Genomic DNA, 13,929 nt, shown 5'->3' on the forward strand with positions numbered 1-13,929 from the left:
GGTAGAAGCGCATGGTGTCGCGGATGTGCTGCAACAGGAAAGCGGGATTGCGGAATTCGGCTTTAGGCATTGCGGTCGGTTCAAGCATGTTCATGACGGTAGCGGATCAGTTGCCAAGCGTGCTGGCACGCTGGATCAGCTCCACCGGCAGCATCACTTCGGGTTGTACGAGAGAGTCTTCCAGCAGCAGCTTGATGCCCAGCTTGCCGAGGGCTTCCTTGTCCACCGCCAGCGTGGTCAGCGCCGGCGAGGAACTGGCGGCGGCGTCGATATTGTCGAAACCGACAATCGCGATATCTTCAGGAATCCGCAAGCCGCGCATCTTGCATATGCTCATCACGGCCAGCGCGGTGGCGTCGTTGTAGCAGAACACGGCGTCGGGCGGCGAATCTGACTCCAGCAGGGTTTGCATCGCGGCGGCGGCATGCAGGTGCAGTTCCGGCCCGGGCAGCAGGGTCACTTCCAGGCGCGGGTCGAACAGGCGGCCGGCTTCGAACAGCGCCTGGCGGTAGCCCAGCGCGCGTTGTGCAATACTGTAGTGCGACAACGGGCCACTGATGAAGGCCAGCCGTTTGCGGCCGATTTCTATCAGGTGGCGGGTGGCTGCCAGCGCGCCGCCCAGGTTGTCGGAATTGATGGAACGGAAACCTGGCGCCCACAAGTCGATCAGCACTACCGGCTTGCCGGTCTGGGTCAGCAGTTCCAGCACTTCCGGCTCCATGAAGCCGGCCACGGCCAGCGCGTCGGGTTCATGCAGGCGGATCTGTTCCATCACGCTGTCGGCGGGGCCGACCGACAATACGGTAGGCACGATGCTGCGTTCGCGGCAGGCGGTTTCCACGCCGTGCAGCACATGCGAAAAAAACGGGCTGGCGACGAAATTGTTGTGCTGGCGATGCAGCAGGAAAGTCAGGCGCCGGATTTTTCCCTGGCGCAGGTTGGATTCGTTGTAGCCGAGCTGGCTGGCGATCTTTTGCACATGGATGCGCGTCTGTTCGGTCAGGCCGGGCTGCTTTTTGAGGGCGCGCGATACGGTGCCTATGGATACGTTCGCAGCGGATGCGATATCCCGAATCGTTGGTCTCATGTTCTCCTCCTGCAAGCTGGGGCGTGCATTTTTCCTGGGCGGATGCCGCTGTCTGCGGCGGCGATGGTTACTGCCCGGGATTGTTTTAGTTGAGTAGTAATGTATAGTAAAAAACTTAAATTTACAAACATTCTGAAAAATAATTTCGCATAACGCATTGTTATATAAGGATTTATTGATTGTAAACTTGTTTTATTTGTTTATTAAACGTACTAAAACTTTGTTTCTTAAACAGCCCGTAATGGGGATTCGTGGAGAAACAGTATCGAAAGCAGGGCCGGAACATATGCTTGCCGTGCGTTAAGTTTGTCAGGTCTCATTCGCCGGCGCCGGAAATAAAAATGGCGGACCACCGTTTCCAGTCGTCCGCCATGTTCCTGTAGCCGGTTTTCTTATTTCGGCGCCAGGTGCTTGGCCAGGAAGCCTTCCATCGCCGTGTAGAAATCAAAGCGGTTTTCTTCGTTGTGGAAGCCGTGGCCTTCGTTGTCCTTCACCATGTATTCGACCGGCACGCCGCGCTTGCGCAAGCTTTCGACGATCTGGTCCGACTCCGCCTTGTTGACGCGCGGATCGTTGGCGCCCTGCGCCACGAACAGCGGAGTCTTGATGCGGTCGGTGTGCAGGGCCGGCGAGACTGCCGTCAGCAACTCCTTGTCCTTGACCGGATCGCCTACCATCTCGTACATCTGGTCGAGGAAAGGTTTCCAGTACGGCGGAATGGTCTTCATGAAGGTGAACATGTTGGAGACGCCGACATAGTCGACCGCCGCCGCGTACAGGTCAGGCGTGAAGGTGACGCCGGCCAGCGTCGCATAACCGCCGTAGGAGCCGCCGTAGATCGCTACCCGCTTGGGATCGGCGATGCCTTGCTGGACCAGCCACTGCACGCCATCGGTGATGTCATCCTGCATGGTCTTGCCCCATTGCTTGAACGAGGCTTCCCAGAACTGGCGGCCGTAGCCGGTCGAGCCGCGGTAGTTCATCTGCAGCACGGCGTAGCCGCGGTTGGCCAGCAGCTGCACTTCCGGGTTGTAGCCCCAGACGTCGCGCACCCACGGACCGCCGTGCGGATTGACGATCACCGGCAGGTTCTTCGGATCTTTGCCGAGCGGCAGCGTCAGGTAGCCGTTGATCACCAGGCCGTCGCGCGCCTTGTATTGCACCGGCTTCATTTCCGCCATGTCTTTTTCGGCGATGGCGGGATTGATGTCGGCCAGCTTGGTCAGCGTGCCGCTCTTGCTGTCGAACAGGTAGCGGCTGCCCTGGGTGCGGTCGTTGTAGGCGGCCACGATCCAGGTCGATTCGTCCTTGGTGTGCGACTGCGTGATGACTTCGTAGCCGGGCAGTTTTTCCTGCAGGGTCTTGTGCAGGGCTTCGCTTTGCGTATCGAGGAATTTGTACTGGGTTTTCCAGGTGGTGTAGCTGATCTCGGTCAGCACCTTGCGTTTCTTCGAGTAGGCCAGGCCTTCGACGTCGACCTCGGGGTTTTCATACAGCAGCTGTTCTTCCTTGGCGGTTTCGGGATCAAGGATCACGATCGCTTTTTTATCGCGGCCGAGGTTGGACGAGACATACAGTTTCTTGTTGTCGAAGGTGAAGAACAGCGGATCGACCGAATCCTTGAACGAGGTGGTCAGCACGGTCTTGAACGGCGCGCTTTCGGTGGCGCGATACAGCAGGCTGGTGTTGACGCCGTCGGAAGTGGTGGCGGCCCTGACCTTGCCGTCATGGTCGGTGATCCATCCCTGGATATTGCCGGGATTTTTGGCCACCAGCTTTTCGGCGCCGCTCTTGACGTTGACGCGGTAGACGTCGAACACTTCCGGATCGCGCTTGTTGTGGCTGACCAGGATTTCATCCTTGTTGTCTTCCAGGTCGTCGACGATCTGGGCGCGCACCTTGGGGTAGGGCGTCAGGTCTTTCAAGCCCTTGCCGTCGCGGCCCACCGACACCACGTGGAAATTTTCATCGCCGCCGAAATCCTTGGCGAACAGGATGTGGTCGTCGCCTTTCCAGAAATAGCCGCTGATGTCGCGCGCTTCCTCGGAGGTGATGCGCAGCGGCGCGGCGTCTGAGCCGACGGTCCTGACAAAGATGTTCATGCGGCCCTTCCAGGGCTGCATGAAGCTGATGTATTTGCCGTTGGGAGAAATCTGGAAGCCGCTTTGCTCTGGATTGCGGAAGAAATCGCGCACCGAATATTGCTTGAGCGGGCTTGCCGCCAGGGCATCGCCGCCCAGTATGGACAAGCTGAAACATGTTGCGGTAACCACCTGATAAATAGCGCGCATCAAATACCTCCAAAAATACTTCAAGTTGTCGTCGTGTCTCGTCGTTGCGTTTCCGGATCGCTTCGGTTGACGTCTTATTATATGGATAAAATGGAAATGAATCTCAGTCAGCGTTTACCTGAGACATATCGACATGCGAAATCGTTCGTTAGCGATTGCCGGGGCTTATGTGAATATCGTGTTTTTATTCACGGAGCAAAAATGCGCCACCTTTTCCTCAAGACCTTGCCGGTTCTGTTGCTGGCAGCCAGCATCGCCACTGCCCATGCGCAGGACAAGACCAGGATCAAGGTCGGCGTCTCGGTCGGCAATGCCGAACAGACTTTTGAAGTGGTGAAGAAAGTGGCGGCGCAGGAAGGCCTGGATATCCAGGTGATCACCTTCAGCGATTACCTGCAGCCGAATGAAGCGCTGGCCGCCGGCGACCTGGACGCCAATGCATTCCAGCATAAGCCCTTCCTCGACAGCCAGATCAAGGCCCGGGGCTACAAGATCGTGCCGGTGGCCCTGACCATCACGGCGCCGCTGGGAATCTATTCGAAGAAATACAGGAATGTCGACCAGTTGCCGCAGGGCGCCAGTATCGGCATCCAGAACGATCCCTCGAACGGCAACCGGGCCTTGTTGTTGCTGCAGAAAGCCGGACTGATCAAGCTCAAGGCGGGTGTCGGCGAAAACGGCGTCAATGCGACGCCGCTGGACGTGGTCTCGAATCCGAAGAAATTGAAGCTGGTGGAGCTGGACGCCGCACAATTGCCGCGCTCGCTGGACGACCTGGCGGCGGCATCGGTGAATAACGATTATGCGGTGAAGGCCGGTTTGTCGCTGCAGCGTGACGCGATTGCGGTGGAGGACGCCAAAGGGCCGTACGCCAACCTGATCGCCACGCGGGCGGAAGACAAGGATAAGCCGTGGGTGAAGAAACTGGTCAAAGCCTACCAGTCGGCGCAGGTGCGCAATTTTATTGAAACCGAATTCAAGGGTTCGCTGATTCCGGCGTTCTGATCTTGCGTCCTGGCGTGGCTGTTGCTACGCCAGGACGCAGGTTTCAATTGTCGAACAGGCGGCCGAGTTCAACCCCCGGCTGTGGGGCGCGCATGAAGGCTTCGCCGACCAGGAAGGCGTTGACGTTGGCGTCGCGCATGCGTTTGACGTCGTCGCGGGTGTGGATGCCGGATTCTGTGACCACCAGTTTGTCTGCCGGTATCTGCGGCAGCAGGTCCAAAGTGGTTTGCAGCGAGGTATCGAAAGTGCGCAGGTTGCGGTTGTTGATGCCGAGCAGGTTTGTTTTCAGTTTCAACGCTGCCTGCAGTTCTTCCGCATTGTGCACTTCCACCAGCACGCTCATGCCCAGTTCGTGGGCGACAGCTTCCATTTCCGCCATCAGTCCATGGTCCAGCGCGGCGACGATCAGCAGGATCGCATCGGCGCCCCATGAGCGCGCCTGGTACACCTGATACGCATCGATCATGAAATCCTTGCGCAGGGCCGGCAAGCTGCATGCGGCGCGCGCCTGCTTCAGGTAATCGGGCGAGCCCTGGAAAAACTGGATATCGGTGAGCACCGACAGGCAAGCCGCGCCATGCGCTGCGTAGTCGACGGCAATCTCGGCCGGCCGGAAGTCGGCCCGGATCACGCCTTTGGACGGCGAAGCTTTCTTGACTTCGGCAATCACGCCGGCGTGGCCCGCGGCGATTTTTCCGCGCAGGGCGGCTTCGTAGCCACGCAAGGCGGCGCGCGCTTCGGCATCGGACTCCACGTCGCGGCGCAGGCTGGCGAAGTCCTGCTGTTTTTTTGCCGCAGCGATTTCATCGGCCTTGACGGCCAGGATTTTATTCAAGATATCTGACATGGTGCGTTTCCTTTACTGTGCTTGCCGTCAGCCGGCGGCAGCGATGGCTTGCGTGGCTTGCACGAATTGATCGAGTTTGGCCTTGGCCGCGCCGGAAGCGATGACGGCGCGCGCCTTGTCGAGACCGTCCGCAATCGAACTGGCGACGCCGGCGGCATACAAGGCCGTGCCGGCATTGATGGCGACGATGTCGCGCGCTGGCCCTGGCTGGTCTTCCAGCGCTTCCAGCACTTTCTGTTTCGATTCGGTCGAGTTGGACACTTTCAGGTTGCGGCTGGCGATCATCTGCATGCCGAAATCTTCCGGGTGGATTTCGTACTCGCGGATTTCGCCGTCCACCAGTTCGCCCACCATGGTGCCGGCGCCCAGCGAAACTTCATCCATATTGTCGCGGCCCCAGACCACGATGGCATGCTGCGCGCCCAGCCGCTGCAGCACACGCACCTGAATCCCGACCAGGTCGGCATGGAATACGCCCATCAGGATATTCGGCGCACCGGCCGGATTGGTCAGGGGGCCGAGGATATTAAAGATGGTGCGCACGCCCAGTTCTTTGCGTACCGGCGCTGCGTGTTTCATTGCCGCGTGGTGATTGGGTGCGAACATGAAACCGATGCCGGTCTGTTCGATCGATTCCGCCACTTGCGCAGGCGTCAGGTTGATGTTGGCGCCGAACGCTTCCAGCACATCGGCGCTGCCGGACGACGACGACACGCTGCGGCCGCCATGTTTGGCCACGCGCGCGCCGGCGGCGGCGGCGACAAACATCGACGCTGTCGAAATGTTGAAGGTTTGCGCACCGTCGCCGCCGGTGCCGACGATATCCACCAGGTTGGCGGTGTCGCGGCAGGGCACAGGGGTAGCGAACTCGCGCATGACTTGTGCCGCGGCAGCGATCTCGCCTATGGTTTCTTTCTTGACGCGCAAGCCCATGGTCAGCGCCGCGATCATCAGCGGCGACATTTCGCCGCGCATGATGCGGCGGAACAGCGACAGCATTTCGTCGTGGAAGATTTCGCGATGCTCGATGCAGCGCAACAGGGCTTCTTGTTCGGAGATTGGCATGATTTCCTTGCTACGAATCAGGTTGGCGGCCCTTTGCCGGCAATGCGCCGGCGCCAGGCGCTAAGTGTTCTCAGGCAGTTCTTTGAACAAAGTTACGCAGCAAGGCGTGTCCATGTTCCGACAGGATCGATTCAGGGTGGAACTGCACACCCTCGATATCGTAATCCTTGTGCCGCACGCCCATGATTTCGCCGTCCTCGGTCCATGCCGTGATTTCCAGGCAGGCCGGGATCGAGCTGCGCTCGATGGCCAGCGAATGGTAGCGGATCACCGTAAACGGGCTCGGCAAATCCTTGAACACGCCGACGCCGGTATGGGTGATCGGCGAGGTTTTGCCGTGCATGACCTGTTGCGCGCGGATCACCTTGCCGCCGAACGCCTCGCCGATGGCCTGGTGGCCGAGGCAGACGCCGAGGATCGGCAGCTTGCCGGAAAACTGCTGCAGCAGGTCGACGCAGATCCCGGCTTCTTTCGGGCTGCAGGGGCCCGGCGACAGGCAGATGCGGTCCGGCTTCAGCACCTGGATCTGTTCCAGCGTAATTTCGTCGTTGCGGAAGGTACGTACATCTTCACCCAGTTCACCGAAGTATTGCACCAGGTTGTAGGTGAAGGAATCGTAGTTGTCTATCATCAGCAGCATCAGATTTCTCCATCCAGTCCGTCTTGCACCTGTTCCGCCGCGCGCAATACCGCGCGCGCCTTGTTCTCGGTTTCCTGCCATTCCATCTCGGGCACCGAATCGGCGACGATGCCGGCGGCGGCCTGCACATACAGCATGCCGTCCTTGATGACGCCGGTGCGGATCGCGATGGCGACATCCATTTCGCCGCCGAACGACAGGTAGCCGCAGGCGCCGCCGTAAATGCCGCGCTTGGTCAGTTCCAGTTCGTCGATGATTTCCATGGCGCGCACTTTCGGCGCGCCGGACAGGGTGCCGGCCGGGAAGGTGGCTTTCAGCACATCCAGGTTGGACAGGCCGGATTTCAGTTCACCTTCGACATTGGAAACGATGTGCTGCACATGCGAATATTTTTCGATCACCATCTGGTCGGTGACCTTGACGCTGCCGGTCTCGGCGATGCGGCCGATGTCGTTGCGCGCGAGGTCGATCAGCATCACGTGTTCGGCGATTTCCTTCGGGTCGGCCAGTAGTTCGGTGGCCAGCTGCGCATCCTGTTCCGGGGTGGCGCCGCGCGGACGGGTGCCGGCCAGCGGACGGATGGTGACTTTGCGTTTGGCTTCGCCGTCGGCTTTCGGCGCCGAGGTCTGTTCGTTGCGGACCAGGATTTCCGGCGAAGCGCCGACGATCTGCATGTCGCCGAAATTATAGAAATACATGTATGGCGACGGGTTTAGCGAGCGCAGGGCGCGGTACAGCATCAGCGGCGAGTCGACATACGGTTTCTTGATGCGCTGGCCGATCTGGACTTGCATCAGGTCGCCGGCCATCACGTATTCCTGGGCTTTGGCCACAGCCTTCAGGTAATCCTCTTTCTTGAATTCGCGGATGGTTTCGGTGCGCACCGAAGCCGACGTGACCGGCGCATCGGCCGGGCGGCGCAGCATGTTGCGCAAGTCTTTCAGGCGCTGGCGGCCTTTGGAGAACGCTTCCGGCTGGGTCGGATCGGCATATACGATCAGGTACAGCTTGCCGGACAGGTTGTCGATCACCGCCAGCTCTTCCGTCAGCAGTAGCTGGATGTCGGGCAGGCCGAGATCGTCCCTGGGCGTCGAGTTGGCCAGGCGCTTTTCGATATGGCGCACCGTGTCGTAGCCGAAGTAGCCGGCCAGGCCGCCGCAAAAGCGTGGCAGGCCAGGGCGCAGCGCCACTTTATAGCGCGACTGGAATTCAGCGATGAAATCGAGCGGATTGCCTTCGCGGCTCTCGACGACCTTGTCGTTATTGAGCACTTCGATGCGCGTGCCGTAGCTGCGCAGCAGCGTGCTGGCCGGCAGGCCGATGAAGGAGTAGCGGCCGAAACGTTCGCCGCCGACCACCGATTCCAGCAGGAAGGTGTTCTTGCCGGTCTGCTGGGTTTGCGCCAGCTTCAGGTATAGCGTCAACGGCGTTTCCAGATCGGCAAAGGCTTCTGCGATCAGCGGGATGCGGTTGTAGCCTTGGTTGGCCAGCGATTTGAATTCGAGTTCGGTCATTGTTTCTCTCCAGGCCGCTATTGTAAAACAGCGGTGGTGTACTACAAAAAACGTTGCCTGGGTTCTAATACTGCGGAAGCAGCAGGCAGCGGCGATCTACGGACTTAGTTAGTCCAGGATTGCCAGCGTCGCCAAAGCCAGGCCTCAGGGGCGGCCAGGTAGACGGAGTGTTTTTTGTCGAGAAACATGAGTGATTTAGATAAAGCAGTCAGTGACTTATATGTTGTGCTGCAACGAGCAGTGAAGCGACTATACCATCGGAATCGACATCTTGTATAGACTCGCCGTGATTGTATCCGTAGGGCACGTTGAACACCGGGCAACCGGCGGCGCGCGCCGCCTGGGCGTCGTTGCTGGAGTCGCCAATGGCCACTACCTGCGCCGGCCGCAGCTGGAAATCGGCGCATACCGCCAGCAGCGGCATCGGGTCGGGTTTTTTCAGTGGGAAGGAATCGCCGCCATAGACCACCTCGAAATAACCGCGCAAGCCGGTCTTTTCCAGCAGCGCTTCGGCGAACAGCAGCGGTTTGTTGGTGACGCAGGCCAGCCGCAGGCCTTTGGCGCGCATGGCTTGCAAGCCGTCCACCACGCCCGGGTAGAGCGTGGCGTAGCTGCCGTTGACCACGGCGTAATGGCTTTGATAGGAATCCAGGGCGGCGCTGAAGCGCAGCTCCACTTCCGGCGCCGGATAATCGACGCCGAGCACGCGCCGGATCAGGTTCTCGCTGCCTTTGCCGACAAAATCGACGATCGTCTGCTGCGTCAGCGGCGCCAGGTCCAGCTCGGCGCGCATGCGGTTGACGGCGACGTGGAAATCCGGCGCGGTATCCAGCATGGTGCCGTCAAGGTCGATGATGGCGGCGGCGATGCCCTTCAGGGCGAGGATGCCTGGCGCGGTCGCGGTCATACGCTTGCCAGCTGGGTCCGCATGGCGTCGATCACGGCTTTGTAGTCAGGCTTGCCGAAGATGGCCGAGCCGGCGACAAAGGTATCGGCGCCGGCCTTGGCGGCGGCTGCGATGTTGTCGATCTTGATGCCGCCGTCGACTTCCAGCATGATCTCGCGGCCCGAGGCGTCGATGCGCTGGCGCGCTTCGGCGATTTTCTTGAGCGCTTCCGGGATGAACGACTGGCCGCCGAAACCTGGGTTGACCGACATGATCAGGATGATGTCGATCTTGTCCATCACGTAGTCCAGGTAATGCAGCGGCGTGGCCGGATTGAACACCAGGCCGGCCTTGCAGCCGTGGTCGCGGATCAGCTGCAGCGAACGGTCGACGTGGTCTGATGCTTCCGGATGGAAAGTAATGATGTTGGCGCCGGCCTTGGCGAAGTCGGGAATGATGCGGTCTACCGGGCGCACCATCAGGTGGACGTCGATCGGCACCTGCACGTGCGGCCGGATCGCTTCCAGCACCAGCGGGCCGATGGTCAGGTTGGGAACGTAATGGTTGTCCATCACGTCGAAGTGGATCATGTCGGCGCCGTCGCGCACGACATTGCGTACTTCCTCGCCCAGGCGGGCGAAGTCGGCGGAGAGGATACTGGGAGCGATACGATAGGTTGGCATGGCGGCAATCCAGGAAGGGCGCTAAAAAGAGCGCTATTTTACCCTTTAGGCACGCGCCTGGCTGCCTTGCAGCTTGCGTCCGGGGGTAAATTCGTGTGCAATGACCTGCTATATAGAGTATCTGAGAGTATCTGCAGTATTAATCGAGGAACCCCGCGAGGAAACCAGCATGGCCGCCTATGAATTTACCGTTTCTGTCAAAACCCAGTACCTGGAAGAGCAGTCCCAGCCTGACAGCTCGCACTATGTATTCGCCTATGCGATCACGATCAAGAACACCGGGCAGGTCGCGGCCCAGCTGATTTCACGCCACTGGGTGATCACCGACGCCAACAATCATGTCGAGGAAGTGCGCGGCCTGGGCGTGGTCGGCCACCAGCCCCTGCTGCAGCCGGGCGAGCAGTTCGAATACACCAGCGGCACTTCGATGGCAACGCCGCAGGGCTCGATGACGGGCGAGTATTTCTGCGTGGCCGAAGACGGCGAGCAGTTCGAGGCGCGCATTCCGGAATTCATCCTGTCGTTGCCGCGCACCCTGCATTGATGCATTGGCATTGCGCATTGGCGTTGAACTATTGGGGCTGGCTGTCGTCTTTTGGGGGTACCGGTTTGGCGGGCGGCTTCCGGTCCGGCTTGCGGCCGGAAAACATGGTCCACCAGACAATGAATGCAAATAACAAGAAGGCGAAACACGCTTCGAGAGCCACTAACCACATAAAGAATCCTAAATGCTATTTAAACGTATCAGTCTACCCGCTTCTGCTGCCTTCATCATCGCACTCAGTCTAGCTGCCTGTACCACCACCCCAGTCACCACACCGGCGCCGGAAGGTCCGCGCCAGCCGGGCGCGCCGACGGCGCCATCCGCCACACCCGGCGCCAACTTGCGCGCGACCACCTTTGCCGCCCTGCCAGGCTGGGGCAGCGACGACTTGCGCCAGGTCCTGCCGGCTTTCCTGACTTCATGCTCGACCCAGGCGCGCAAGAGCGACTGGAAAGAGCCTTGCGCGGTGGCGGCGGGCCTGGACGGCAATAATGAAAGCGCGATACGCACGTTTTTCCAGTCCTTTTTCACGCCTTATCAGGTTATCAATCCTGACGGCTCCGATAACGGCCTGGTGACCGGCTACTACGAGCCCTTGCTGAAAGGCTCGCGCAAGCGCGGCGGCCCATACCAGACGCCGATCTACCGGGCGCCGGAAGACCTGCTGACGGTTGAGCTGGCCAGCATTTATCCCGAGCTGAAGGGTTTGCGCCTGCGTGGCCGCCTGGTGGGAAACAAGGTGGTGCCTTATCCGAATCGCGCTGAACTGGACAAGTCCGGCGTGCTGGCCGGCAAGGAAATCCTGTGGGTGGACGATCCTATCGACGCTTTTTTCCTGCAGGTCCAGGGTTCCGGCCGGGTCCAGATGAATGATGGCAGCAGCATCGTGCGGGTCGCTTATGCCGATCAGAACGGCTATCCCTACAAGTCGATCGGCCGCTACCTGGTGGATAAAGGCGAACTGACCCTGGCGCAGGCTTCTGCGCAGGGGATCAAAGCCTGGCTGGCGGCCAATCCGGGCCGGCAGCAGGAATTGCTGAATGCGAATCCGAGTTATGTCTTCTTTAAAGAGGAAAAAGTGACGGATCCGAGCAAGGGGCCGAAAGGCGCGCAAGGCGTGCCGCTGACGCCGCTGCGTTCGATCGCGGTGGATCCGCAGTTCGTGCCGCTCGGCACGCCGGTATTCCTGGCGACCACGCAGCCGAACAGTAATGCGCTGCTGCAGCAGCTGGTGGTGGCGCAAGATACCGGCGGCGCCATCAAGGGCGCGGTAAGGGCCGATTTCTTCTGGGGTTTTGGCAATGAGGCCGGCGACAAGGCTGGCCGCATGAAGCAGCGCGGCATGATGTGGCTGCTGCTGCCGAAGCTGGCCGCCGCGCGCTAAGGGAATAAAGCCCGGCGCCGGCTGGCGGCGGGCCGTGGATGGCTATTTAGCGCAGGACCAGCACCGGGATGGTGGAATGGGCCAGCACGCGCTGGGTCTTGCTGCCAAGAAATAGCCGGCTAAGGCCGCTGCGTCCGTGCGACGCCATGAAAATCGCGTCGCAATGGTATTTTTCGGCGGCGCTGATGATCTCTTCGTCGGGATTGAAGGCTTGCGCTGTCAGCATTTCGCAGGGGACGCCGGCATTCTTGGCGGCGTCGGCGACTTTTTGCACATTGAGTTTGGCCAGCGCCAGCATGTTTTCTTCATAGGTGCCGGGGTCGGTGGCCATGGTGCTTTCAGCCATCGGCGAGAACGGATAGGGCTCGGCAACCGAGAGGGCAATGATCCTGCCGCTGCTGAATTTGGCAAATTCAATCGCTGTATTGATGGCCTTGTCCGACAGGTGGGAGCCGTCGGTAGGTACAAGAATGGTTTTGAACATGGCTTGCCTCCTTCTGGTTGAAAAAGGTGTGTCGGTCAAAATCTGGCGGTCTTGTCGGTAATATAGAGGCTTAAATAGAGCCCGAATTCAATAGCCTTGCTTAAATGTATAGACTGTTTGCAGGCAGGAAGATTCCTTGGATTTCTGTAAAGATTCCGCGTTACAGTCATCCTATCTCTTATATAGCGGCGCTACAATTAAGTTTATTCGACTCAAGTTACTAAATGGGATCTGCAATGACATACGAAAACATTCTGGTTGAAACACAAGGAAAAGTCGGCCTCATCCACCTGAATCGCCCCAAGGCCCTGAACGCCCTGAACGACCAGCTGATGAGCGAGCTGGGCGAGGCTTTGCTGAAATTCGACGCTGATCCCGAGATCGGCTGCATCGTCCTGACCGGCAGCGACAAGGCGTTCGCCGCCGGCGCCGACATCGGCGGCATGGCCGAACTGAGTTACATGGATGTGTTCAAGGGCGACTACATCACCCGTAACTGGGAGAAGATCCGCAGCGTGCGCAAGCCGGTGATTGCCGCCGTGGCGGGTTTTGCCCTGGGTGGTGGCTGCGAGCTGGCCATGATGTGCGACTTCATCATCGCTGCTGACAACGCCAAGTTCGGCCAGCCGGAAATCAAGCTGGGCATCATTCCCGGCGCCGGCGGCACCCAGCGCCTGCCGCGCGCCATATCGAAGTCCAAGGCGATGGACATGTGCCTTACCGCGCGCATGATGGACGCCGCCGAAGCCGAGCGCGCCGGCCTGGTGTCGCGCGTGGTGCCGCTGGAAAGGCTGCTGCAGGAAGCGCTGGAAGCGGCGATCGTGATTTCCTCGATGTCGTTGCCGGCAGTCATGATGATCAAGGAATCGGTCAACCGCGCCTATGAAACCACCCTGGCGGAGGGCATCAACTATGAGCGCCGCCTGTTTCACAGCACCTTCGCTACAGAGGACCAAAAGGAGGGCATGCAGGCCTTCCTGGGAAAACGTTTACCCGTTTTTAAAAATCTTTAACAAATCGCTTGCCATAGGGGGAAATGGTTTGCTATAGTTCGCCTCCCGTTGAGAACGACGCGAAAAGAGCGAAGCAGCTGAGTAGTAAATAAGGCTGTTTTGTGAGCGGAGTTTGAGAGGGGAAATGCGGGTTTGAAGGTGGTGTGGGTAGGTAAGAAGTTTTTCGGTAGGTAGTAAAAAAGTAGTTGACGAAAAGCTGGAAACGCCACATAATCTCATCTCTCTGCTGCTGACAAACAAAACGATTTGTTGGCGCCGCGAACTGGTAAAACGGTGACGCGAAGTAGAAGGTTCTTTAACAATTAACAGTCGATAAGTGTGGGCGTTTGATGGAAGTGCAGCGTTGTTCATGTAAATGAATGGCGTATAACTTAAAACATTAAATGTTCACAAAAGAAGAAAATAGGCGCTTTTGAAAGAAAGTGGCCTGTCAGTATTTTGAGTGAGCGATAGCAGAGATGCTAGGCAGCAATGCCACAAAACAGA

At 59.1% G+C, this 13,929-nt stretch carries 13 protein-coding genes; 4 read left to right on the plus strand and 9 right to left on the minus strand.

All coding sequences use genetic code 11. The features are described 5' to 3' along the window. Window positions 1–106 precede the first annotated feature (106 nt). Both JWQ61_RS13935 and JWQ61_RS13940 read right to left on the minus strand, forming a co-directional pair. On the minus strand, window positions 107–1,087 hold the full coding sequence (locus JWQ61_RS13935; protein ID WP_304361050.1) for a LacI family DNA-binding transcriptional regulator: 981 nt from the start codon (window positions 1,085–1,087) through the stop codon (window positions 107–109). Window positions 1,088–1,479: 392 nt separating this feature from the next. Next, the gene (locus tag JWQ61_RS13940; protein WP_304361051.1) at window positions 1,480–3,378 is read right to left on the minus strand and encodes a S9 family peptidase; all 1,899 of its coding nucleotides are present in this window, start codon (window positions 3,376–3,378) and stop codon (window positions 1,480–1,482) included. A gap of 201 nt (window positions 3,379–3,579) precedes the next feature. Between JWQ61_RS13940 and JWQ61_RS13945 the strand changes: the two genes are divergently transcribed. Beyond that, window positions 3,580–4,383 (plus strand): MetQ/NlpA family ABC transporter substrate-binding protein, encoded by an 804-nt coding sequence (locus tag JWQ61_RS13945; RefSeq protein WP_304361052.1) that lies wholly within the window; start codon window positions 3,580–3,582, stop codon window positions 4,381–4,383. Between the two features lie 43 nt (window positions 4,384–4,426). On the opposite strand, the gene trpC is transcribed toward JWQ61_RS13945, so the two are convergent. From trpC to rpe, 6 genes are all read right to left on the minus strand, one after another. Then, window positions 4,427–5,230 carry an indole-3-glycerol phosphate synthase TrpC gene (gene trpC, locus JWQ61_RS13950; protein ID WP_304361053.1) on the minus strand — a complete coding sequence of 268 codons (804 nt, stop codon included), beginning with the start codon at window positions 5,228–5,230 and terminating at the stop codon, window positions 4,427–4,429. Between the two features lie 27 nt (window positions 5,231–5,257). Next, entirely contained in the window at window positions 5,258–6,295 is a 1,038-nt protein-coding gene (gene trpD, locus JWQ61_RS13955) for an anthranilate phosphoribosyltransferase (protein WP_061538903.1), read from the minus strand. A gap of 70 nt (window positions 6,296–6,365) precedes the next feature. Then, window positions 6,366–6,935: an aminodeoxychorismate/anthranilate synthase component II gene (locus tag JWQ61_RS13960; protein WP_304361054.1), complete on the minus strand. Its 570-nt coding sequence runs from the start codon at window positions 6,933–6,935 to the stop codon at window positions 6,366–6,368. Then, complete coding sequence (gene trpE, locus JWQ61_RS13965) at window positions 6,935–8,449, minus strand: anthranilate synthase component I (RefSeq protein WP_120237212.1); 1,515 nt, start codon at window positions 8,447–8,449, stop codon at window positions 6,935–6,937. The genes JWQ61_RS13960 and trpE overlap by 1 nt, the downstream gene beginning before the upstream one ends. Before the next feature lie 208 nt (window positions 8,450–8,657). Next, on the minus strand, window positions 8,658–9,356 hold the full coding sequence (locus JWQ61_RS13970; RefSeq protein WP_304361055.1) for a phosphoglycolate phosphatase: 699 nt from the start codon (window positions 9,354–9,356) through the stop codon (window positions 8,658–8,660). Next, window positions 9,353–10,018, minus strand: coding sequence for a ribulose-phosphate 3-epimerase (gene rpe, locus JWQ61_RS13975; protein ID WP_014004693.1), 666 nt, complete (start codon window positions 10,016–10,018; stop codon window positions 9,353–9,355). The genes JWQ61_RS13970 and rpe overlap by 4 nt, the downstream gene beginning before the upstream one ends. Before the next feature lie 169 nt (window positions 10,019–10,187). On the opposite strand from rpe, the gene apaG reads away from it, so the two are divergent. Both apaG and JWQ61_RS13985 read left to right on the plus strand, forming a co-directional pair. Then, window positions 10,188–10,562 carry a Co2+/Mg2+ efflux protein ApaG gene (gene apaG, locus JWQ61_RS13980; RefSeq protein ID WP_014004694.1) on the plus strand — a complete coding sequence of 125 codons (375 nt, stop codon included), beginning with the start codon at window positions 10,188–10,190 and terminating at the stop codon, window positions 10,560–10,562. Window positions 10,563–10,746: 184 nt separating this feature from the next. Beyond that, window positions 10,747–11,946 carry a murein transglycosylase A gene (locus JWQ61_RS13985; protein WP_304361056.1) on the plus strand — a complete coding sequence of 400 codons (1,200 nt, stop codon included), beginning with the start codon at window positions 10,747–10,749 and terminating at the stop codon, window positions 11,944–11,946. A 46-nt stretch (window positions 11,947–11,992) separates the two neighbouring features. On the opposite strand, the gene JWQ61_RS13990 is transcribed toward JWQ61_RS13985, so the two are convergent. Further along, entirely contained in the window at window positions 11,993–12,430 is a 438-nt protein-coding gene (locus JWQ61_RS13990; protein ID WP_061538908.1) for a universal stress protein, read from the minus strand. A 236-nt stretch (window positions 12,431–12,666) separates the two neighbouring features. Here JWQ61_RS13990 and JWQ61_RS13995 point away from each other — a divergent pair, with 236 nt between their 5' ends. Further along, a complete protein-coding gene (locus tag JWQ61_RS13995) occupies window positions 12,667–13,443 on the plus strand; it encodes an enoyl-CoA hydratase (RefSeq protein WP_014004697.1) in 777 nt (258 codons plus the stop codon). Window positions 13,444–13,929: the final 486 nt, after the last annotated feature.

The sequence above is a fragment of the Collimonas fungivorans genome (assembly GCF_028292705.1).
GTDB classification, from domain to species: domain Bacteria; phylum Pseudomonadota; class Gammaproteobacteria; order Burkholderiales; family Burkholderiaceae_D; genus Collimonas; species Collimonas fungivorans_B.